The following is a 19,182-nucleotide window of genomic DNA, read 5'->3' on the forward strand; positions in this document are numbered from 1 at the left end:
GACACCTGCTTACTCCAGGTGTCATGCCCTTGTCCTGCGGTCAGCCGCGGAGCGAGAACACCGGCCACTTGCCCGTGTGGTTGGTCTTGCGGGTCTCGTGATCGATCGTGTTCGCGACCAGGTCGCTCGGCCGGTTCTCCACGAAGTTCGCGTAGAACGTCGTGTCGGCGCCGGCCGAGTACGGCACCACGAGGTCGTGTTTGGCGGTGGCGGAACCACCGGGCGTCCAGGACTTCACGAGGAGCCGCTTGCGATCCGCGCTGGCGTAGGAGAAGTCGACGCCGGTGCCGGTCGCGACGAGGTCCTTGAACAACGAGGTCGAGGTGTCGACGGTCGTGGAGGTCCAGGTGTTGTTCGCGAAACGGGCGAGCACGATCTTTGCGCTGCTGCTGCTGGTGTGCACGCCATAGCCCAGCACGAGCGAGCCGTCGCCGAGCGGCACGGTCACCGGGTTCTCCTCCGGCAACGTCTTGCCCGCCGGCAGATCCGCCGGGTTCGTCGTCACGACCCGCGTCTTGTCGAGGTCGGCCGCGTCGACGACGGTGCCGAGCGTCGCGCCGCCGGCGGTGTGCATGCCGCCGGAAGCCGTGTCGAGGTAGGCGACGTAGATGTTCTTGCCGCCGCCGTTGTGTCCCTTCGGGCCGCCGTGCATCGACCAGGTCAGGTAGATGCGGCCGTTCCGCTGTGTCACGCCGAACGCGTACACCTCGGCGTACCGGTCTGCTGTCCGGCCCGAGTCGATGATCGTGCGCGGTGCGGACCAGGTCCTGCCGTGGTCCGTCGACTTGATCATCTTGTAGGTGCGGTACGGGTGCGACAGGTCCGTGTTGTGGCTGTAGAACAGGTGAATCGTGTTTCCGGTGACGACCGGCTCGGGGTAGGTGTTCCTGTCCGTGGAGATCGTGCGGGCGGTCCACGTGCCGGTGATCGAGCGCGGCGCCGGCGCGGTGTAGAGCTGCAGCGACGTCGTGTGCGTGGCGCGGAAGACCGCGAGCCTGCCGTCGCCGAGCTGGGTGAGCACCGGGTAGTCGTGGTAGGCGTTGTCGTGCGTCAGGTTCAGCGCGGCGACCTTCACCGCCGCCGACCACGTGTTCGTGCCATGGTCGAACGCCTTCACGTAGATGTCGTGCCTCGTGCCCGAGTACGACGCGAAGGTCTTGTTGACCGTCGCGTCGTACACACCCGCGCCGTTGGTGCGCAGGCAGCCGTAGACGGAGGTCGTCGTGACGGTGTCCAGGGTGGGCGCGGCTTGCGCCGGTAGGGTGAAAATCCCGATTAGCAGCAGCGTTGCGGCCAATGCGCGCATCGCCGACCTCCGATGGGTGTCGGGGCGGCGACGATCGGACAATACTGCCTCTCATGCGGACACTGGTTGTAGCCGGGCTGTTACTGGGTCTGACAGTTCCTGCTCAAGCGGCACAGGCTGACGCAGACCCCTCGTCCTTGGTGAACCCCTTCGTGGGTACGCAGAACTTCGGCAACACGTTCCCGGGAGCATCGGTCCCGTTCGGAATGGTGCAGGTCAGCCCTGATACGGGAGGACAGGGCGGCTACGACTACAAGGCGACCTCCATCTACGGCTTCTCGCAGACACACCTGTCGGGCGTGGGCTGCGGCGTCATGGGCGAGCTGCCGGTGATGCCGACAGTCGGGTCCGTTGACAACGTTGACATCAACGCTTACAAGTCGGACTTCAGCCATTCGGACGAGGCCGCGCAACCTGGGTACTACCGCGTCGGGCTGTCCCGGTACGGGGTGAACGCCGAGCTCACGGCCACTCCGAGAACCGGTTGGCAGCGCTACACGTTCCCGTCGTCGGCCGCTGCCAACGTCCTGTTCAACACCGGGCGTTCGAACCAGACGGTGCTCGACTCCGAGATCCACGTCGTCGGTGACCGGACGATCGAGGGCCGGGTGCGCAACGGTCGGTTCTGCGCGGGCAAGGACGAGCACACCGTCTACTTCACGGCGTCGTTCGACCGGCCGTTCGCCTCCTTTGGCGCGTGGCGAGGGAGCGTTCCCACACCGGGTGCCCGTGACGCGGCCGGAACCGGTGGCAACGGCGCGTGGGTCACGTTCGACGCAACGGCGGACCGCGATGTGGTGCTGAAGATCGGCCTGTCCTACACCGGGCTGGAAGGCGCTCGGAAGAACCTCGCGGCGGAGGCTCCTTCCCACGACTTCGACGGTGTGGTGACTGCGGCCAAGGACGTGTGGAAGAAACAGCTGGACGCGGTGCGGGTGTCCGGCGGGTCGCGGGACCGGCAGGTCGCCTTCTACACCGCGTTGTACCACTCGGTGCTGCATCCGAACCTCGCCGGTGACGTGGACGGCAAGTACATGGGCTTCGACGGCCGGGTACGCACGGCTTCTGGCTACACGCCGTACCAGAACTTCTCGCTGTGGGACACGTACAGACCACAGAACCAGCTGTTGCAGATCCTGGAACCCCGTGTGGCCCGTGACGTCGCACTGTCCGTTGTGGCCAGTGGCAGGGACGGGGGATGGTTGCCGCGCTGGGCGTTGGCCTCGTCCGAGACCAACATCATGACCGGTGACCCGGTCACGCCGTTCCTGGTCGAGGCCTGGTCGAAGGGGTTGCTGCGCGGGTACGAGGAAGAGACGTACCAGCTGTTGCGCGCCAACGCTTTGTCGCTGCCTCCCGCCGACTCTCCCTACAACGGACGGTCCGGCGTCAACTACTACTCGGACCGCGGCTACATCCCGTCCGGCTTGAAGCTGGGCACGGACTGCGCGCACAAGGGCGGCGACAACGACTGCGTGCACCCGGCCTCGGCCACGCTCGAGTACTCGGCGGCGGACGCGTCGCTGGCGCTGATGGCACGCGGTCTGGGTCATCGCTCCGACGCGCGCCTGTTCGCTGATCGTGGCCAGTGGTACCGAAACCTGTGGGACTCGTCCACCGGTCACTTCCGGCCCCGCACCGTCGCCGGCACCTGGCTGACGCCGTACAACCCGGTCGACGCGGCGCACCAGTTCCACGAGGGCGGCGCCTACCAGTACCAGTGGCTCGTGCCGCAGGATCCGGCCGGTCTGGTGTCGCTGATGGGCGGCCGCCGCGAGACGGAGAAACGCCTCGACGCGTTCTTCGCCTACGAGAAGCTCCTCGTGGACCCCGCCGGCACCGCGCGCCACGACTGGATCACCGAACCGTACGACTACTACGGCAAACCGACCTACAACCCGAACAACGAACCCGACCTGCTCGCGCCCTACATGTACCTGTGGACGGGCACGCCGTGGAAGACCGCGACGGTCGTGCGGGCCGCGATGACGTTGTTCACGACCGGCCCGGACGGCATGACCGGCAACGACGACCTGGGCACGATGTCGGCCTGGTACGTCTTCTCGTCGCTGGGCATGTACCCGACCTTCAACGGTTCGGACTTCTTCGCGCTGTCGTCACCGCAGTTCCCGTCCGCGACCGTCCGGATCGGACAGTACGGCTCGCAGGGCGGTACGTTGACGGTCTCGGCGCCCGATGTCTCGGATTCGGTGCGGTACGTCCGCAGTGCTTCGCTGAACGGCCGTGATGTGCACAAGACCTGGCTTTCGTGGTCTTCCTTGGCACGCGGCGGAAAGCTGGTGTACGAGGTGTCCTCGCGGCCTTCGTCCTGGGGCACCGGTCGTTCGGACGAGCCGCCTTCGCTGAACGACGGCAACGTTGATTCGCGGCGCGCCTTGTCGGCGTCGTTGCGGAACAGCGAGATCGTGATGCCGACATCGGATTCCGCGCAGTCGCTGACCTTGCAGCTCGACGTGCTGGCGCAGTCGCCGTCCGGCACGACCGTCCGGCCCGAGGTGACCGCTCCGGCCGGCTGGAAGGTGAGCGGAGCACGGCCGATTGTCATCGTGTCGCGACATCTGCCGGTGCAGAGGACCGTGCCGTTGACGGTGTCGGTGCCCGCCGGGGTGGCTCCGGGGTCGTACGAGATCTCGGTGAAGGTCGAGTCCGTGACGGTGAAGGCCGTCGTCGAGGTGAAGCCGGCGGCGGTGTGCGCCTTCTCGACGTGTGCGGTGGACGTCGGACCGGAGCGCAACCACGACGGCACGGCCACGGTGGCTGACTCCGCTTCCGGGAACTTCGACGGTGGTGGCTGGAGTTACGACGCGGCGTTGTTGCCTGCCGCTGGTCCTGTCACGTGGGGCGGGATCACCTACCAGGCGCCTGATCCCACCGGGACCGCGGCGAACTTCGTGGAGGCACGCGGGCAGGGATTGTTGCTGCCCGCCGGGCAGTTCTCCTGGCTGCACGTGGTCGGTGCGTCGCACAACGGGCCGGTGTCCACGTCCTTCACCGTCTGGTACACGGATGGCACCTCGGCCGAGGTGGCCGCTTCGGTGCCGGACTGGGCGGCCGGTGGCCCGGTGGTGCTGGAGATGCCGCACCGGATCAAGGCCGGGCAGGGTGTGGACGGGCCGCCGGTCCGGCTGTTCGGGCAGTCGTTGCGGCTGGACGCGGCCAAGACGGTCCGCTCGGTGACTTTGCCGAACGACCCGCGAGTGGAGCTGTACGCGCTCACACTGGCCTGATGGAGCGACTGAAAAGCGGAGTGCGGTCCCGCGTCTGGGCCGACGGCGACCGCATCGTCAAGCAGGTCATCGGCGATGCGGCCGCCTTCACCCGCGAGGTCACCGCGCTGCGGCTGGCCGAACACACCGGAATGGTGCCGCGCGTCCTCGACGTCGACCCGGACACCCGGACGGTCGTGATGGAGCGGCTGCCGTCTCATCCGTTCGACGAGGACTGGGTGATCGACTACGCCCGCGGCCTCGCCCGGCTGCACCAGGCGACTGGTCCCGAGCACGCCGGAGCCCTGCCGCGCCAGGAGGTTCCCGATCCGGAGCCGTTCCTGCGGTTCGTGCGCGCGCTGGACGTCGAGATCGGGGACGCGGAGACCGAGCTCGCCTTCACCGACACCGGCAAGTTCGACCTCCTGCACGGCGACCCGTGTCCTGGCAACGACATGTACACCGAACGCGGAGCCCGGTTCGTCGACCTCGAAGGTGCGATGCTCGGCGACGGGCTCACCGAGCTGGTGTACCTGCGGATGGGTTTTCCGACCTGCGCGACCGTGTCCGAGACCCCGAAAGAGCTGCGGGAGGCCGCCGAGCAGGCCTACTTCTCCGAACGCGGCAGAGCCGAGCCGCCGGAGGACGCCTGCGTGCGGTGGCTGGTGCAGGGTGACGCGCTGGTGCAGCGGGCCGAGCGGGACGGCACCGACCACCTCGCCAGGGTCGTCGACGAGGACTGGTTCTGGTACAGCACGACCGCACGCGGCCGGTTGATGTTCCGGGCACGGGTGGTGGCGGGGTTCACCGAGACCCACCCCGCGATGAGCGCGCTCGCCCGGCGGTTGCTCGAGCGCATGAACCGGATCTGGGAGCCGCAGCCGATCGCGACCCGGCGCACGCACATCTCATGACCAGGCGGACAGCTTCAGCCCTGACGTGAACGAACGCTCATCGCCCGTGATGGGGTCCACAAAGGACAAGGTGCGGGCGAGGAGCTGCAGAGGCGAGGAGAAGTCGTCCAGCGGGCGTTCCCGGAGCACGGGGTAGAAGTCGTCGTTCACGATCGGCACGCCCAGGCCGGACATGTGCAGGCGCAGCTGGTGGGTGCGGCCGGTCAGCGGCTTCAAGTGGTAGCGGCCCAAGCCGTTCCGGTGCTCCACCAGGGACACGTGCGTCTCGGCGTTCGGCTCGCCGTCGACCTCGGACGCGGTGATGATGCCGCGTTCCTTGATGATCCGCGAGCGCACCACCCGTGGCAGCTCCAGCGCGGGGTCGTAGCCCGCGATCGCCTCGTACTCCTTGCGCACCAACCGGTCGCGGAACATCGTCTGGTACTTGCCGCGCAGCTCGCGGCGCACCACGAAGAGCACCAGGCCGGCGGTGACGCGGTCCAGGCGGTGCGCGGGGGAGAGGTCGGGCAGGCCCAGTGAGTCGCGGAGGCGGACCAGCGCGGTCTGCATGATGTGCTGACCGCGCGGGATGGTGGCGAGGAAGTGGGGCTTGTCGGCCACCACGATGTCGTCGTCCTGGTGGACCACGCCCACCTCGAACGGGACGGGCACCTCGATCGGCAGGTCGCGGTGGAACCAGATGTAGCTGTCGGGCACGAACGGCGCGTCGATGCCGAGCGGGCCGGAGACGGTCCAGATGCGCTCCTCGCGCAGCATCTCCTCGATCCGCTCCGGGGCCACCCGCGGCAGACGTTCGACCAGGTGGTCGCGCAGGGACGGCCAGGAGCCTTCCGCGGGCAGCTTCAGCCGCGCTGCGTCCAGGCCGTTGCGCTGGGGGAGCGGGGAGGAGGGTTTGCGTCTCATCGCACCCGCCAGTCTAAATGGTCGGAAGAACCGAAGGATATCGCTCGAAAACATTCGCTGTACCGAAGAGACCTGGTCAGCGAGGCTGTACGCATGGCGGTCTTCCTGGTCCTCGGTTCGGTCATCTCACTGCAGTTCGGCGCGGCGTTCGCCAGTCAGCTCTTCGGGCAGATCGGCGCACCGGGGGCGACGGCGTTGCGGCTGGGCATCGCGGCGCTGATGCTGGCCGTCGTCGTGAGGCCGAAGTTCCGGCAGGAGACGATCGTGCTCGGCCTGACCATGGCGGGTATGAACGGCACGTTCTACCTGGCGCTCGACCGGATTCCGCTCGGCGTGGCGGTGACGATCGAGTTCCTCGGGCCGCTGGGGCTGGCGGCGATCCTGAGCAGGAGAGCCAGGGACTTCGTGTGGGTCGGGCTGGCGCTCGTCGGTGTGGTGATCCTCGGGGTGCGCGAGTACACCGGGGCGCGCCTGGACCTGATCGGTGTCGTGCTCGCCCTGCTCGCGGCCGCGTTCTGGGCCTGCTACGTGCTGGCCGGGCGCAAGCTCGCGACCGAAGGACTCGGCACCGGCGGTCTCGCCGGGGCGAGCCTGATCGCGGCGGCGCTCACGCTGCCGTACGGGCTCTCCACCGCGGGTACCACGCTGTTCGAGCCCAAGATCCTGTTGCTGGGCACCCTGGTCGCGCTGCTGGCGTCCGCGATTCCCTACACGCTGGAGATCAGGGCGCTCAAGACGTTGCAGGCCAGTACGTTCGGTGTCGTGCTGGCACTGGAGCCCGCGGCCGCCGCGCTGGCAGGCGCGGTGCTGCTCGGCCAGCACCTGAGCGTGATCTCGTTGTGCGCCATCGGGTTGGTCATCACCGCTGGGGTTGGAGCAGCGCTACGGAAAGCGCCAGCGCCTCCCGAAACGCCTGTACGGCGGGATGCTGACCTCGTCCTGCCCGTGCCGCAGTGAACAGCAGCCGCGACTGGGAAACCGGCAGCTCGTGCAGGTCGACGGTGACCTCGCGCTCGTACCAGACCAGGTCCGGCAGCAGCGAGACCGCGAGACCGCGTTCCACGAACCGCAGTTTCACGAGCACGTCGGTCGAGGAGAAGCGCACGTCCGGCTCGTAGCCGTTGCGGCGGCACCAGTTCACGTTGTAGGTCCGCTGCGGGTAGCCGGCGGGTTCCATGATCCACGGCTGGGAGCCGATCTCGGCCATCGACAGTCCACGCGGGACGGCCAGCCGGATCGGGTCCCGGTACAGCTCCCGGTACTCGAGGCCCGCGAACCGGGGCTCCGGCTGGTCGGGCCACTCCTCGAGGAAGACGAGGTCGAAGTCCCTGGCGTTCAACCCGGAAAGCGCTTCCGCCGGATCGAGGACCTGGAACTCGATCCGCAGTGACGGGTGCTCGTCGCGCATGCGCGCCAGGGTCTCCGGGATCAGCGCGAGCGCCGCGGTCTGGAACGTCGCGACCCGCAGCGTCCCGGTGATCTCGTGCAGTGAGGCGGCGACCTCCGACTCCGCCTGTTCCAGACGGGCGAGAACCTCCTCGGTGTGGCGCACCAGGATCTCTGCCTGCGGGGTGAGGCGCACCCGCCGTCCGACCGGCTCGAGCAGCGGCACCCCGACCTCGGTCTCCAGCAACGACAGCTGCTGCGAGACCGAGGAGGGGCTGTAGTTCAGCGCCTGGGCGACGGCCGCGAGCGTGCCCCGCTGGGAAAGCTCGCGCAGCAACCGGAGCCGATGGAGGTCGAACATCGGATCATTATCCGATATGGTGCCGCTACCGCCCCCTGAGAACACGTGCTGTCCTCAGCACGTTTTGAGGAGGTATCGGTATGTCCAAACGACTCCGCATCGTCGCGGGGATCGCTCTGGCGACCGGGCTGCTCGTGGCGGGCTCTCCCGCACTGGCGCAGGTGGAAACCGGGCCGTGGACCAGCGAGTCGCCGTCGTTCAACGTTCAGCAACGCGGCTGCGGTGTGGTCAGCAACCTCACGTTCCAGCTCACCTGTTCCACCGCGAGCGGTGATCAGCGTGCCGAACGCCGGTACGCCACCTACACCGGCGGCACGCGGCAGTTCGAGGGCAGCTTCCGGATCACGAGTCTCGGAGGCACCCGCATCAGTCTCAAGCAGACGTTCCGGGACGCTCCCACCGCGGGGCCGTTCTGGATGCTCGCCGTGGAACGCGGCGGCCGGCTGTACGCCGTGCACGGTGGCGCGACCATCGCCACCGGGGCGACCGTGGGCACGACCGTGCGCGTGAACACCGTGCACAACGTGGGCAAAGAGCACCGCACGTACATCAACGGCTCGCGCAAGCACACCTACGCGAGCTCGGGCACGAGTTTCTACGACAAGTTCGGCGCGTACCGGACGTCGAGCGGCCAGGGACCGGCGACGGTCGTCTGGAGCAACATCCGGTTCTGGCGCAAGTGATCAAGCGCGTTTCCCTGGTGGGACTGCTGTTCCTGGCTGCCTGCGGCCAGGAACGGCAGGACCCCGTGCTGACGTCCGAGCTGACCTCGCCGACCGACGTGACGCTGCACTGGCGTCCGCAGGAGGGGGCCGCCGGGCAGGTCGTCGAGTACGCGAACGCGGCCGACGGCGACTACGTGGTGCTGGAGTTCGTTCCGCCGGGCAAGACCTCCTACCAGCACCCGGACCTGATCCCGGAGACCGGGTTCTACTACCGGGTCCGGCCGTTCAGCGGACCCGCTTCCTCCACCGTGGACATCACGCTGCCGCCCGGTGAGGAGGTGCCGGAGACCGACGGGCACCAGTGGGCGGAACCGCGCAAGGGCGGCGGCGGCACGCATCCGGTGTCCGCGCCGGAGGCGGTGCCGGGAAACCTGAAGGCGGAGGTGAAGCACGCCAACGGGATCCTGTTCACGTGGGAGGACCACGCATCCGACGAGGAGGGGTACCTGATCGAGCTCAAGCCGGCGGGCGCGGCCGACTACCGGGTCGCGGCGCAGCTCGATCCGGACGTCACCTCGTTCGGGCTGATCACACTCCCAGACGAGAAAACCGTGACCTGTCGGGTGCGGCCCTACCGGTTCGGAGCACCGTCGAACCTGACTCATCAGAAGACGGGGAAGGTCTGAGCGCCTGTCTGGCGCTCCAGGCGCTCGCGGCGAGCAGTAACGCCGCGAGCGCGTAGGGCCACACCGCGCGTTCGGTGACGGCGAGGCCGATGTTGATCATGGAAAGCAGACCGAAAACGGAGCTGAGCAGCCACCACGTCAGATGATCTTCGTGTGCACGGGAGGTCATGAGGGCCGGGTTACCCGTTTTCGAGCTCCTTCACACCCTCTTCGTCTTCTTTTTTCTCGCCGCGGCGGCGCATGAAGCCGAAGCCGGGGATGCCGAGGATCGCCTGGCGCACGTCGTTGGTGACCTCGAGCAGCTGGTGCACCTCGGGACCGACCCTGTCCAGCGTCGCGAGGATCGGCAGGATGTCGTTGATCAGGTGCTCGGTCAGCACCGGCAGCTCGTCGACGAGCTTGATCGCGGCCTCGACCTCGTGCGCCGAGAGCTCGTTCACGAACCGCGCCGCGAGCGGCTGGGCCTGCTTGGCGATCGGCTCGTAGATGCCGATCAGCTCGTTGGCCGTGTGCGCGGTCTGGCCGGCCGTCGCGACGACCTGGGTGGCCCGCTCCGCGACGTCACCCGCGCTCGCCGTGATCGCGCGGACCGCGTCGACCGCCTTCTCCGCGTCCGCCACGACCTGCCCGGTGCGGTCGACCAGCTCGTCGGCCTTCCTCACGATGCCGTCGACGGCGTCGACCGTGCCGCTGACCTTGCGGACGAGCTGCTCGACCTCGCCGATGAGGTTCAGCACGCGGCCGGGTACGGCGGCCACGGCCGCGGTGGTGTCGATCGCGGTGCCGAGTGCCTGCTTGGCCAGTCCGAGGCCGGGAATCTCCATACGACCACTTTGCCCTATGTGTTGATCGGTTCGGGGGAGCGCCATTCAGGATCCGGAACTGTCAGACCCCGTCATTGCATTCGTTGATGTCGGCCAGTCGGCTGACCGGGCGAACCGGGAACCGTGCACCGTCCGAAGTTGTCAGAGTCGAGGGCTAGCATCCCCGGCGGGCGAGGGAGGCGCACATGGTTTGGTGGCACCGGTTCAGACGCATCATCTCCGGTGGAGGACGGGAGTCGGCGAGTTTCGTCGCGGCGCTGCTGGGTGTACTGGTGCTCGCGGGCGCCGCGCTCGGGCAGGGCATCTCCCGGACGTCGGTCGCGGTGTCGGACGGGCTGACCTGGCTGGGCGACGACCAGCGCGGTGAGGTCGTGCAGGTCAACCCGGTGTCGGGCAAGCCGCAGACGCGCCTGCAGATCAGCGGCCCCGACTCGCAGCTGGAGATCGCGCAGGAGGACGGCAGGCTGATCGTCCTGAACCGGCGGACCGGCGAGATCACGGTCATCGACCTCGCGACGCTGCTCGCTTCCGGCCGTCGTCAGGCGCCACCCGGTGCGGCGAGCAAGGTGCTGGTGGCGAACGGGATGGTGTTCGTCGTCGACCGCGCGTCCGGCACCGTGCACACCGCGGATCCGTTGACGCTGGCCGACATCGGGCAGAAGTGGGAGGCGGGTCAGCCCCTCGCCGACGCCGTCGTGGACGAGCAGGGCGTGCTGTGGCTGGTCGACCACGGTGGCACGTTGCGGTCGCTCGACTGGTCGGAGGACGAGGAGCGGTTCCAGGAGCGCACGCAGCGCCAGGTCACCGGTGCCGGGCCGCGCACGGTGCTGGTGCCGCACGACCAGGGCGTGACGCTGATCGGTCTCGACGGCGGTGTCGTGGTGCGCGACGGCACGGGTGAGGACGTGGCGCGCTCGACCGACCGCACCGACGCCGAGGTGATCGCCGCGCAGACCGCGCCGACGGATCTCGTGCCCGCGTCGGTGCCGGACTCGGCGGTGGTCGTGCTCGTCGTCGACGGGCAGGTGCGCCGTGTCGACGTGGGCGCGATGGGCTGTCCGAAGCCCGGCCGGCCCGCGGTGTTCCGCGACAAGGTCTACGTGCCGTGCAAGGGATCCGGCAAGGTCATCATCCTCGACCGCGGTGGCAACCGCGGTGGCGACGACGTGCGGACGTCCGGTGGTTCCGACCCCGAGCTGGTGTTCGACGACGGCCGGTTGTTCGTGAACGTGCCGGGCTCCTCGACCGGCGTGCTGGTCGACGCCGACGGTGCGACGCGCTCGTTGACGATCCGCAGCCCCGAGCTGCCGGTGAAGGACCCGGACCGCTCGCCGCCGCCGTCCGTGCCGCCGCCCCCGCCGCCGAACCCGAACGAGCCGCCGAAGCCGCCGCGCAACCCCGGCAACGGCAACAACGGCAACAACGGGCCGACCTCGGAGGTGCCGCCGCCGTCGTCCACACCGCCTTCCACCGGCGGCACGGCGCCAGCGGCTCCTGCGGGCGTGACGGTGCGGGAGAAGTCGCGCACCACTTCGGCGGTGGTCGTGACGGTGAGCTGGAGCGCCGTCTCCTCGACCGACCCGGTCGTGGGTTACACGGTGACGGGTTCCGGCTCGTTCAGCGGTGGTTCGGTGTCGGCGCAGTCGGCCGGTACCTCTGCTGATCTCTCTCTGCCGTGCACGGGTTCCACGTTCTGCACGAGCGGCAGGCTGGAGGTGACGGTGCGGGCCTCGACGGCGTCCACGGCGGGTGCGGCGGGCATGGCGTCGTTCACCGTGACGGCGCCGAACACACCACCGCCGCCGAACAACCCGCCGCCGCCCCCGCCACCGCCGCCGAACAACCCGGCGCCCACCCCGCCGCCGGTCACGACGACGACCACCACGCCTCCGCCTCCGCCACCCCCGCCGCCACCGTCGTTGCCGACGGCGGGTGCCACCGTGATCACTGGGCTGACCGGCGGCCCTCGGGTGCCGACGAAGCGCCTCACGTTGACTCCGCCCGCCGACTGGGCCAACCACAACGGTCGCTGCGAAGTCGTGAACACGACGTGGGACTACGCGATCGGCATTCCCTGCAACGCGACGTCCGCGCAGATGACGGTGGAGGAGGGCTCGAACCGCATCGTCGTGCGCGCCTATGCGGCGTCCGGTCCCGGCCAAGTCGACTCGGCGGCCAGGACCACGAACTTCACCATGGACGAGTGCAACGGCAAGCCGACGTGTGTGCCGCGCATGGCGCCCGCCGGAGCGCAGACCGCGCCGATGGGCGCGGGTGGCCTGGGCCTGCTGGCGTGCGCGTTCCTGTTGCGCATCGGTGTTCGCAGAGAAGAGGACAAGTGATTGACACCGGAGAGGTCTCGGCGTTCCGCGACCTCCACACCCGACTCGGTGACGCGGTCGAGAGCGCGGTGCGCGGCAAACGCGACGTGATCGACCTGGTGCTGGTGGCGATGTTCGCGGGTGGCCACGTGCTGCTGGAAGACGTGCCGGGCACCGGGAAGACGACGCTGGCCCGCGCGGTGGCGGGTGCGCTGGGCGGCCTGTCGCGGCGCGTGCAGTTCACGCCGGACCTGCTGCCGTCCGACGTCACGGGCACCTCGGTCTACGACCCGCAGACGGGGCAGATCCGGTTCCGGCCGGGTCCGGTGTTCGCGAACATCGTGCTGGCGGACGAGATCAACCGCGCGGCGGCCAAGACGCAGTCGGCGTTGCTGGAGGTCATGGAGGAGCGGACGGTCACGATCGACGGTGTCGGGCACGCGGTGCCGGACCCGTTCCTGGTGGTGGCGACGCAGAACCCGATCGACCTCGACGGCACGTACCGGCTGCCGGAGGCGCAGCTCGACAGGTTCATGCTGCGGACGTCGATCGGCTATCCGTCGCTGGACGACGAGCTGGACGTGCTGCGCCCCGGCAGTGGTGCCGGGCGGATCGCCGACGTGCGGACGGTGACGTCGCCGCGCGAGGTGAGCGCGTTCAGCGGGCGGTTGTCGCTGCTGCACGTGGCCGACCCGATCCTGCACTACATCTCGGCTCTGGGCTCGGGCACGCGGTCGGACGAGCGGCTGCGGCTCGGCACGTCGACGCGTGGCCTGCGGACGCTGGTGCGGTGTGCACAGGTGTACGCGGCGTCGAAGGGCAGGCATTTCGTGGTACCGCAGGACGTCCAGGACATCGCGGACCCCGTGCTGGCCCACCGCCTGGTGCTGACGCGGGAGAGCGTGCTGGCGGGCGTGACGACGTCCGAGGTGCTGGCCGACGTGCTCTCGCGGGTGCCGGTGCCCAAGCCCGCCTCGCAGTGATCCGGGACGCGCGATGAGACTCACCCTGCGCGGCACCGGAACCGCGGTGCTGGGCCTGCTGATGCTCGGCGTCGGACTCTGGTGGCGTTACGCGGGCATGGCGGCGTTCGGCCTGGCGCTGACCGCTCTGGTGGTCGCGTCCGCGGTCTCGGTGCTGGTCGCCTCGCCGCTGACCGTGTCGCGAACCGTCCGCCCGCGTACCGTGCCCCGGCTGGCGCGGTGCGGCGGGCGGCTGGAGCTGTCGGCCACGGGCCGGTGGCCGGTGGCGCTCGACGCCGTGGACATGGTGGCGGGTTCACCTGCCGCGGTGGACGTGCCGCTGCTCAAGCCGGGCGTGGTGGAGGCGGTCGACTACACGATCCCGACCGAGCGGCGCGGCGTGTTCGACGTCGGGCCGTTGACGTTGCGGCGCAAGGGACTGGCGGGTCTGGCCCAGGCACGAACCGTGCTCGGCGAGGTGGTGCAGGTGCGGGTCGTGCCGCGCGTGCTGCCGGTGCGCGGGCTGCCCTCCGGTGCGCGGCGAGGCCAGGTGGGCGCCGACGAACGCGTTGAGCGCGGCGGCACGGACCTGGTGGGCCTGCGGGAGTACGTGCCGGGCGACGACCTGCGCCGCCTGCACTGGGCGACCTCGGCACGCACCGGCACGCTGATGATCCGTGAGGACGCCGACCCGGCGCGCCCGCACCTGGCCGTGTTGCTGGACGACAACTCCTCGTCGTACGAGGACGAGCAGCGCTTCGAGGAGGCGGTCGAAGTGGCGGCGTCCCTGATCACCTCGGCGCTGGACCAGGGCCATCCGGTGCGGCTGATGACGTCGTCCGGCGACACCGACCTCGAGGAGACGCAGGACTCGGCGCCGATCCTGGCCGCCCTGGCAGACCTGGAGCTGCGCGACGTAGACGCGCGCCCGACGGTTCCGGTGCGCGACCTCGACGTGGTGGCCGTGATCAGCGGAACCGCCGTGCCCGCGCTGGTGCTGGAGGCGGGGCGGGCCGCGTTCGGCACCGTGCTCGTGGTGGACGAGAAGCGTCCTGTGGGGGCGGCGGGGTCGGTGCTGGTGATCAGCGGGGCGCGGGCCGAGGACCTGGTCGACTCGTGGAACGCGGTGGTGGCCCGGTGAAGCGCGCGTGGGTGGCTGCCGGTTTGGCTGCCGGGCAGCGAGAGCCGGTGCGGGCGTGGAGCGTGGTGGTGGCGTGATGAAGCGCGTGTGGATGGCTCCTGGTCTGCTCGCCGAGCAGCGTGGGCCGAGGCGGGCCTGGAACGCGGTGGTGGCCTGGTGAAGTACGCGTGGGTTGCCGCTGTCCTCCTCGTCGCCTCGCTCCAGCTCGCGCAGGCGTGGGACGGCGCGTTTGTCTACTTCGGACTCGCCGCGTTCACCGGATTCCTCGCGCTGCTGCTGAAACGGCTCGTGCCGGCCGGGCTGGCGGCCCTCGGGGTCATGGTGCTCGCGATGGCGGGCGGGTTCTTCGCGGCCCGTGGCGCGTCGCCCGACCGCGACCCGGCCTGGGTGCTGCTCGACACCGTGCCCCGGTTGCTCACCGCCGCCCGTCCCGCGCCGGCCACGCCCGAGCTGCTGGTGCCGGGGCTGTTGCTGATCATCGGGGTCTCCACGGCGGCCGTGCTGTCGGTGGCCAGGCGGGGAACGGCGTTGTTCGTGCCCGCTTTGGGGGCGGCGGTGCTGTACGTGTCGGCGGCGCTGCTCACCACGGGCAGGGCGGACCGCTACGGCTTGGTCGCCTTGGTGCTGGTCGTGTTGCTCGCGCTGGGCTGGCTGGTCATCGACCGGCGCGGGCCCGTCGTGCCGCCCGCGGTGCTGGCGACGGCGTTGGCGGCCTTGACGTTGCTGACGGTCGTGTTGCCCACCAACGGTTTTGAGCCGCGCAAGCTCGTCACGCCGCCCGTCACCAACGTGGCCATCGCTAACCCGTTGCCGCAACTCGCTGCCTGGGCCGCGCAGGGGGACGCCGAGCTCTTCCGGATGCGCGGGCCCGAGGTGCCGGTGCGGCTGGTGACGCTCAGCCGGTACTCGGGGGCGTCGTGGGAGGCGGCTTCGACGTACGGGCCGCTCGGTGTGGTGGACGCGCCGGATCTGCCCATGGGCAGGAAGTTCCAGGACGCGAGTGTCGATCTGCGGATCACCGGGCTGCAGGGCGAGTGGCTGCCCGGCGTGGGGAAGCCGCAGGCGGTGTCGGTGAGCAACGCGATGGTGGATCCCGACACGGGATCTCTGGTGGTCGCGGACGGTCTGCGGACGGGGCTGAGCTACACGGTGCGCGGTGTCGTCGAGACGCCTTCCGACGCGGACCTCGCCGAGGCCGCGGTGCCCGTCGGCGCGACCCGGTACACGGCGTTGCCGCGGCTGCCGTTCACGCTGGCGGAGTACGCGCGGCAGGCGACGCAGAACGCCCGCACGCCGTACGAGAAGGCCGTGGCGCTGGAACAGGTCGTGCGGCTCAACCGGCGGCCGGACGCCGAGGCGCCGGTCGGGTCTTCCTACGCGCGGCTGGAGACGTTCCTGTTCGGTGCGGCCGGCGAGGCCGGGGCCGGGGCGGGGACGGCGGAGCAGTTCGCGTCGGCCTACGCGGTGCTGGCGCGGGCGGTCGGGCTGCCGACGCGGGTGGTGGTCGGGTTCCAGCCGGTACCGGAGCAGGACGGCGAACGGATCGTGCGGGCCGCGGACGCCACCGCCTGGCCGGAGGTGTACTTCAGCGGATGGGGCTGGGTGGCGTTCGATCCCGTGTCCGGCAACGGAAGCGGGCCCAGCGCCGCGTCCAAGCGTGAGGTGCTGAACCGGCTCGCGTCCACGACCGCCAAGCCCACGCCGACGTCGCTGCCGTCGGTGCCGCCGCTGGTGCAGCCGACCGCGGTGCAGCCGGACGTGGTTGCCGCTCCCGAGGCGCCGAAGGGGTTCCCGTTCTGGGCGTTCGCGCCGGTGCTGCTGCTGGTCGCGCTGTACGTGGCGCGGACTTCGCGCCGGCTGCGACTGCGGGCGGCCGGGCCGGTGGGGGCGTGGCACGAGGTGCTGGACTCGTTGCAGCTGGCGGGCTTGAGGCCGAAAGCCAGCCGCACCGTGCCGGATGTGGGACGGGAGTGGGGCGAGGCCGGGGTGAGGCTGGCCGCGATGGTGGACCAGGCCGCGTTCGCACCACAGCCGCCGCGGCAGGAGGACAGCTGGCGGCTGGCCCGGCAGGTGCGGAAGGCGGTGCGGCGCAAGGCTTCCTGGTGGCGCAAGGCGGTGTGGGCGATCGACCCGCGGCCGTTGTTCCGCCGTTAGTTCCTGGCCGCGCAGACCTTGGCCGAAGCGCCTCGTTCGCCGTTGTAGCCGAAGGCCGCGATCTGGAAGCAACGGCGGATGCCGCCGCCGTCCTCGATGACGTACTTGGTGCCGCCGCCGGTCACCCTGGTCACGGCCTGCGGCTTGGCGCCGGTCACGTCGATCACCACGAACTCGGCCTGACCGCCGCTCGGGTCCGACCACTCCAGCTCGATCGCCTTGCCCTGGTACTCGGCGCGTTTGAGGACGGGCACGAACTTCGGGTCGGCGTTCGGGGGCGAGCCCGCGGCGGTGGACTCCGAGGTCGGCACCGGGAGCGTCGTGGACACCAGCGTCCGTGTCTGCCGGTCGTCGGGGCGACTGAGGAGCAGCCCAGCGAGGACACCACCGGTCACCGCCACCACGGCCAGCAGCGCCAGGACGCCGGAACGCTTGCCCTTGCGGACCGGGGCGGTCATCGGTTCGGCCGGGGGCACGTCGAGCGTCGGCAGCACGGCCACCTGCCGGGGTGGCGGTGGCGCGACCAGGTCCTGCTGACGGTAGGTCAGGTCGGCGAGCCTGCCCTGCCACGAGTCGTCCGGTTCTTCTTCCGGCTCCTCGGCGGGCTTGTCGTCCTCGATCTTCGGGCGCGGGCCGAAGCCGGGGGCCTCGGTCGGGCCGTCCGGGAAGACCGTGGTGCGCTCGCCGAGCATGATCGTCGAGTCGGGGTCCACAATGGACACTGACGGCGCGGTCGACACGCCCGCGCTCACGGCCATCAGCGCGTCGCGCAGTTCCAGCGCGGAGGTGAAGCGTTCTGCGCGGTCCTTGCGCAGGCAGCGGCTGATCACGGCGACCAGCGACGCCGGCACGTCGAAGCGGGTCAGCGAGCGGGGCTCGGCGCTGCTGACGCGGCCGACGTAGGACAGGAGCGTGTCCTCGTCCGGGTTGTCGGAGGCGAACGGCGGCTTGCCCTCCAGCAGCGTGAAGAGGGTCGAGCCGAGCGACCAGACGTCGTCGGCGAACGACGGGGTGCCGCCCTCCAGCATCTGCGGCGCCGCGTGGCGGTAGCTCACCATCTGCAGCGAGGCCGAGTGACCCGCGTCGGTGCCGCGGGCGATGCCGAAGTCGGCCAGGACGTAGGAGGTGGGCAGCACGAGGACGTTCTGCGGCTTCACGTCGCGGTGCAGGATGCCCTGGCCGTGCGCGAACGCCAGCGCGTCGGCGACCGCGATGCCGGCGGCGACGACGTCCGGCACGGGCAACGGGCCCATGGCGCGCAAACGGTCGTGCAGCGAGCCGCGTTCGTAGTACTCCATGACGATGCACGGGCGGCCGTCCGGAAGCGTGCCCGTGTCCAGCACCGTCACGATGTGCGGGTGCTGGCGGCCGAGCTCGACGGTGATCGCCAGCTCGCGGCGGAAACGGGTCAGCGTCGCGGGATCGGTCACCTGCAGAACCTTGACGGCGACGTCGCGGCCCAGGCCGTCCTGGCGGGCCCGGTAGATCGTGCCCTCGCCACCCTGCGCGATCACGCGGAAACCGCTGTAGCCGGGTAACGCGATCTCGGGTGCCGCCGCGGCACCCGCGGCGGGCGCCCACGCCATCAGATCGTCTTCCACCAACGAATCCTATCCCGCTGCGGCCGGCTCACCCCGACGTTCGGCGTCACCGCGGAAAGGGTTCAGTCGCGAACCACGTTCACCTGGAATCCCAGCGACTGCAGCATTCCCGTCAGCATCACGCGGGTGTTGTCCTGCGCGCGCTTGCGCAGCTCCGACTGCTTCGCCGCCTCCGACAGCTTGGCCTCGGCCGCGACGTAGAACCGTTGCTGGTCAGGGGGTCCCGCCAGGGCCTGCAGATCGTTGATCAGGCCGCGTTGCTGGCTGAAGACGTACGAGCGGTCGTGGTGGAGGTTCGGTTTGTCCAGTTGCGCCTCCGGCAGGCGGATCTCGACGGTCTTGCCGTCCGGCGACACGACCAGCCCGTCGTCCTTCAAACTGCCGAGGTCGACGTAGGCGTTGACCGACCCGGCGGCGACGAACAGCGTTCGTTCGCCGGCGAGTGCGGCGGGCACCCACTTCACGTCGTGCTCGATGTCCAGCACGACCTGGAACTCGCCGGAGGCGGCGTGGTACTGGCTGAGGTCCCGCACCGACTTGAGCACCGCGGGCTGGCTGCGGTCGATGGAGTCACCGGAGGGCTTCCACTGCCCGAAGACGTACAACGCCGCGCCGAGGATGATGAAGACGGCAACGACCAGAGCTCCACGCGTCACCCAGCGCCTGTCCACCGCGTTGGAGTACCCGTGAGGTGATGCGCTCACACGATGCGTATGGGCTAATCGACCCGT

The 19,182-nt window shown here is 69.9% G+C and carries 15 protein-coding genes; 9 read left to right on the forward strand and 6 right to left on the reverse strand.

Features of this window, described 5'->3' with window-relative positions; all coding sequences use genetic code 11:
• Positions 1–40: 40 nt before the first annotated feature.
• Positions 41–1,306, reverse strand: coding sequence for a BNR-4 repeat-containing protein (locus C8D87_RS22260; protein WP_112228190.1), 1,266 nt, complete (start codon positions 1,304–1,306; stop codon positions 41–43).
• Positions 1,307–1,359: 53 nt separating this feature from the next.
• Between C8D87_RS22260 and C8D87_RS22265 the strand changes: the two genes are divergently transcribed.
• Together C8D87_RS22265 and C8D87_RS22270 are read left to right on the forward strand one after the other, a co-directional pair.
• Complete coding sequence (locus tag C8D87_RS22265; protein WP_112228191.1) at positions 1,360–4,554, forward strand: GH92 family glycosyl hydrolase; 3,195 nt, start codon at positions 1,360–1,362, stop codon at positions 4,552–4,554.
• Entirely contained in the window at positions 4,554–5,447 is an 894-nt protein-coding gene (locus tag C8D87_RS22270; RefSeq protein ID WP_112228192.1) for a phosphotransferase family protein, read from the forward strand. The genes C8D87_RS22265 and C8D87_RS22270 overlap by 1 nt, the downstream gene beginning before the upstream one ends.
• Here the strand turns inward: C8D87_RS22270 and C8D87_RS22275 are convergent.
• Positions 5,442–6,350, reverse strand: coding sequence for an RluA family pseudouridine synthase (locus C8D87_RS22275; RefSeq protein WP_112228193.1), 909 nt, complete (start codon positions 6,348–6,350; stop codon positions 5,442–5,444). The two genes, C8D87_RS22270 and C8D87_RS22275, sit on opposite strands and share 6 nt — an antisense overlap.
• 93 nt (positions 6,351–6,443) lie before the next feature.
• Here C8D87_RS22275 and C8D87_RS22280 point away from each other — a divergent pair, with 93 nt between their 5' ends.
• Positions 6,444–7,307: an EamA family transporter gene (locus C8D87_RS22280; RefSeq protein ID WP_112228194.1), complete on the forward strand. Its 864-nt coding sequence runs from the start codon at positions 6,444–6,446 to the stop codon at positions 7,305–7,307.
• Here C8D87_RS22280 and C8D87_RS22285 read toward each other — a convergent pair.
• Positions 7,210–8,097, reverse strand: a complete 888-nt coding sequence (locus C8D87_RS22285) for a LysR family transcriptional regulator (RefSeq protein ID WP_112228195.1) — start codon at positions 8,095–8,097, stop codon at positions 7,210–7,212. The genes C8D87_RS22280 and C8D87_RS22285 overlap by 98 nt on opposite strands.
• An 80-nt stretch (positions 8,098–8,177) precedes the next feature.
• Here C8D87_RS22285 and C8D87_RS22290 point away from each other — a divergent pair, with 80 nt between their 5' ends.
• Both C8D87_RS22290 and C8D87_RS22295 read left to right on the forward strand, forming a co-directional pair.
• Positions 8,178–8,780: a hypothetical protein gene (locus tag C8D87_RS22290; protein WP_112228196.1), complete on the forward strand. Its 603-nt coding sequence runs from the start codon at positions 8,178–8,180 to the stop codon at positions 8,778–8,780.
• Positions 8,777–9,448, forward strand: a complete 672-nt coding sequence (locus C8D87_RS22295) for a fibronectin type III domain-containing protein (protein ID WP_112228197.1) — start codon at positions 8,777–8,779, stop codon at positions 9,446–9,448. The genes C8D87_RS22290 and C8D87_RS22295 overlap by 4 nt, the downstream gene beginning before the upstream one ends.
• Before the next feature lie 179 nt (positions 9,449–9,627).
• On the opposite strand, the gene C8D87_RS22300 is transcribed toward C8D87_RS22295, so the two are convergent.
• Positions 9,628–10,272 (reverse strand): methyl-accepting chemotaxis protein, encoded by a 645-nt coding sequence (locus C8D87_RS22300; RefSeq protein WP_109638624.1) that lies wholly within the window; start codon positions 10,270–10,272, stop codon positions 9,628–9,630.
• 185 nt (positions 10,273–10,457) lie between these two features.
• On the opposite strand from C8D87_RS22300, the gene C8D87_RS22305 reads away from it, so the two are divergent.
• The 4 genes from C8D87_RS22305 to C8D87_RS22320 all read left to right on the forward strand — a co-directional run bounded on the left by C8D87_RS22305 (position 10,458) and on the right by C8D87_RS22320 (position 16,850).
• Complete coding sequence (locus C8D87_RS22305; RefSeq protein WP_112228198.1) at positions 10,458–12,614, forward strand: NHL repeat-containing protein; 2,157 nt, start codon at positions 10,458–10,460, stop codon at positions 12,612–12,614.
• Complete coding sequence (locus C8D87_RS22310; RefSeq protein WP_211337475.1) at positions 12,611–13,576, forward strand: AAA family ATPase; 966 nt, start codon at positions 12,611–12,613, stop codon at positions 13,574–13,576. The genes C8D87_RS22305 and C8D87_RS22310 overlap by 4 nt, the downstream gene beginning before the upstream one ends.
• Positions 13,577–13,589: 13 nt before the next feature.
• Positions 13,590–14,696 (forward strand): DUF58 domain-containing protein, encoded by a 1,107-nt coding sequence (locus C8D87_RS22315; protein WP_233442233.1) that lies wholly within the window; start codon positions 13,590–13,592, stop codon positions 14,694–14,696.
• A gap of 87 nt (positions 14,697–14,783) precedes the next feature.
• Complete coding sequence (locus C8D87_RS22320; RefSeq protein ID WP_112228199.1) at positions 14,784–16,850, forward strand: transglutaminase domain-containing protein; 2,067 nt, start codon at positions 14,784–14,786, stop codon at positions 16,848–16,850.
• On the opposite strand, the gene C8D87_RS22325 is transcribed toward C8D87_RS22320, so the two are convergent.
• Positions 16,847–18,451 (reverse strand): serine/threonine-protein kinase, encoded by a 1,605-nt coding sequence (locus tag C8D87_RS22325; protein ID WP_112228200.1) that lies wholly within the window; start codon positions 18,449–18,451, stop codon positions 16,847–16,849. The genes C8D87_RS22320 and C8D87_RS22325 overlap by 4 nt on opposite strands.
• A gap of 62 nt (positions 18,452–18,513) precedes the next feature.
• On the reverse strand, positions 18,514–19,122 hold the full coding sequence (locus C8D87_RS22330) for a DUF4230 domain-containing protein (RefSeq protein ID WP_112228201.1): 609 nt from the start codon (positions 19,120–19,122) through the stop codon (positions 18,514–18,516).
• Positions 19,123–19,182 lie beyond the last annotated feature (60 nt).

The organism is Lentzea atacamensis, assembly GCF_003269295.1.
Classification (GTDB): Bacteria; Actinomycetota; Actinomycetes; order Mycobacteriales; family Pseudonocardiaceae; genus Lentzea; species Lentzea atacamensis.

Coding starts and splice junctions, on each gene's coding strand:
- C8D87_RS22260 (WP_112228190.1), bottom strand. CDS start 1,306: ATGCGCGCATTGGCCGCAACGCTGCTGCTAATCGGGATTTTCACCCTA.
- C8D87_RS22315 (WP_233442233.1), top strand. CDS start 13,590: ATGAGACTCACCCTGCGCGGCACCGGAACCGCGGTGCTGGGCCTGCTG.
- C8D87_RS22285 (WP_112228195.1), bottom strand. CDS start 8,097: ATGTTCGACCTCCATCGGCTCCGGTTGCTGCGCGAGCTTTCCCAGCGG.
- C8D87_RS22280 (WP_112228194.1), top strand. CDS start 6,444: ATGGCGGTCTTCCTGGTCCTCGGTTCGGTCATCTCACTGCAGTTCGGC.
- C8D87_RS22300 (WP_109638624.1), bottom strand. CDS start 10,272: ATGGAGATTCCCGGCCTCGGACTGGCCAAGCAGGCACTCGGCACCGCG.
- C8D87_RS22270 (WP_112228192.1), top strand. CDS start 4,554: ATGGAGCGACTGAAAAGCGGAGTGCGGTCCCGCGTCTGGGCCGACGGC.
- C8D87_RS22290 (WP_112228196.1), top strand. CDS start 8,178: ATGTCCAAACGACTCCGCATCGTCGCGGGGATCGCTCTGGCGACCGGG.
- C8D87_RS22265 (WP_112228191.1), top strand. CDS start 1,360: ATGCGGACACTGGTTGTAGCCGGGCTGTTACTGGGTCTGACAGTTCCT.
- C8D87_RS22275 (WP_112228193.1), bottom strand. CDS start 6,350: ATGAGACGCAAACCCTCCTCCCCGCTCCCCCAGCGCAACGGCCTGGAC.
- C8D87_RS22305 (WP_112228198.1), top strand. CDS start 10,458: ATGGTTTGGTGGCACCGGTTCAGACGCATCATCTCCGGTGGAGGACGG.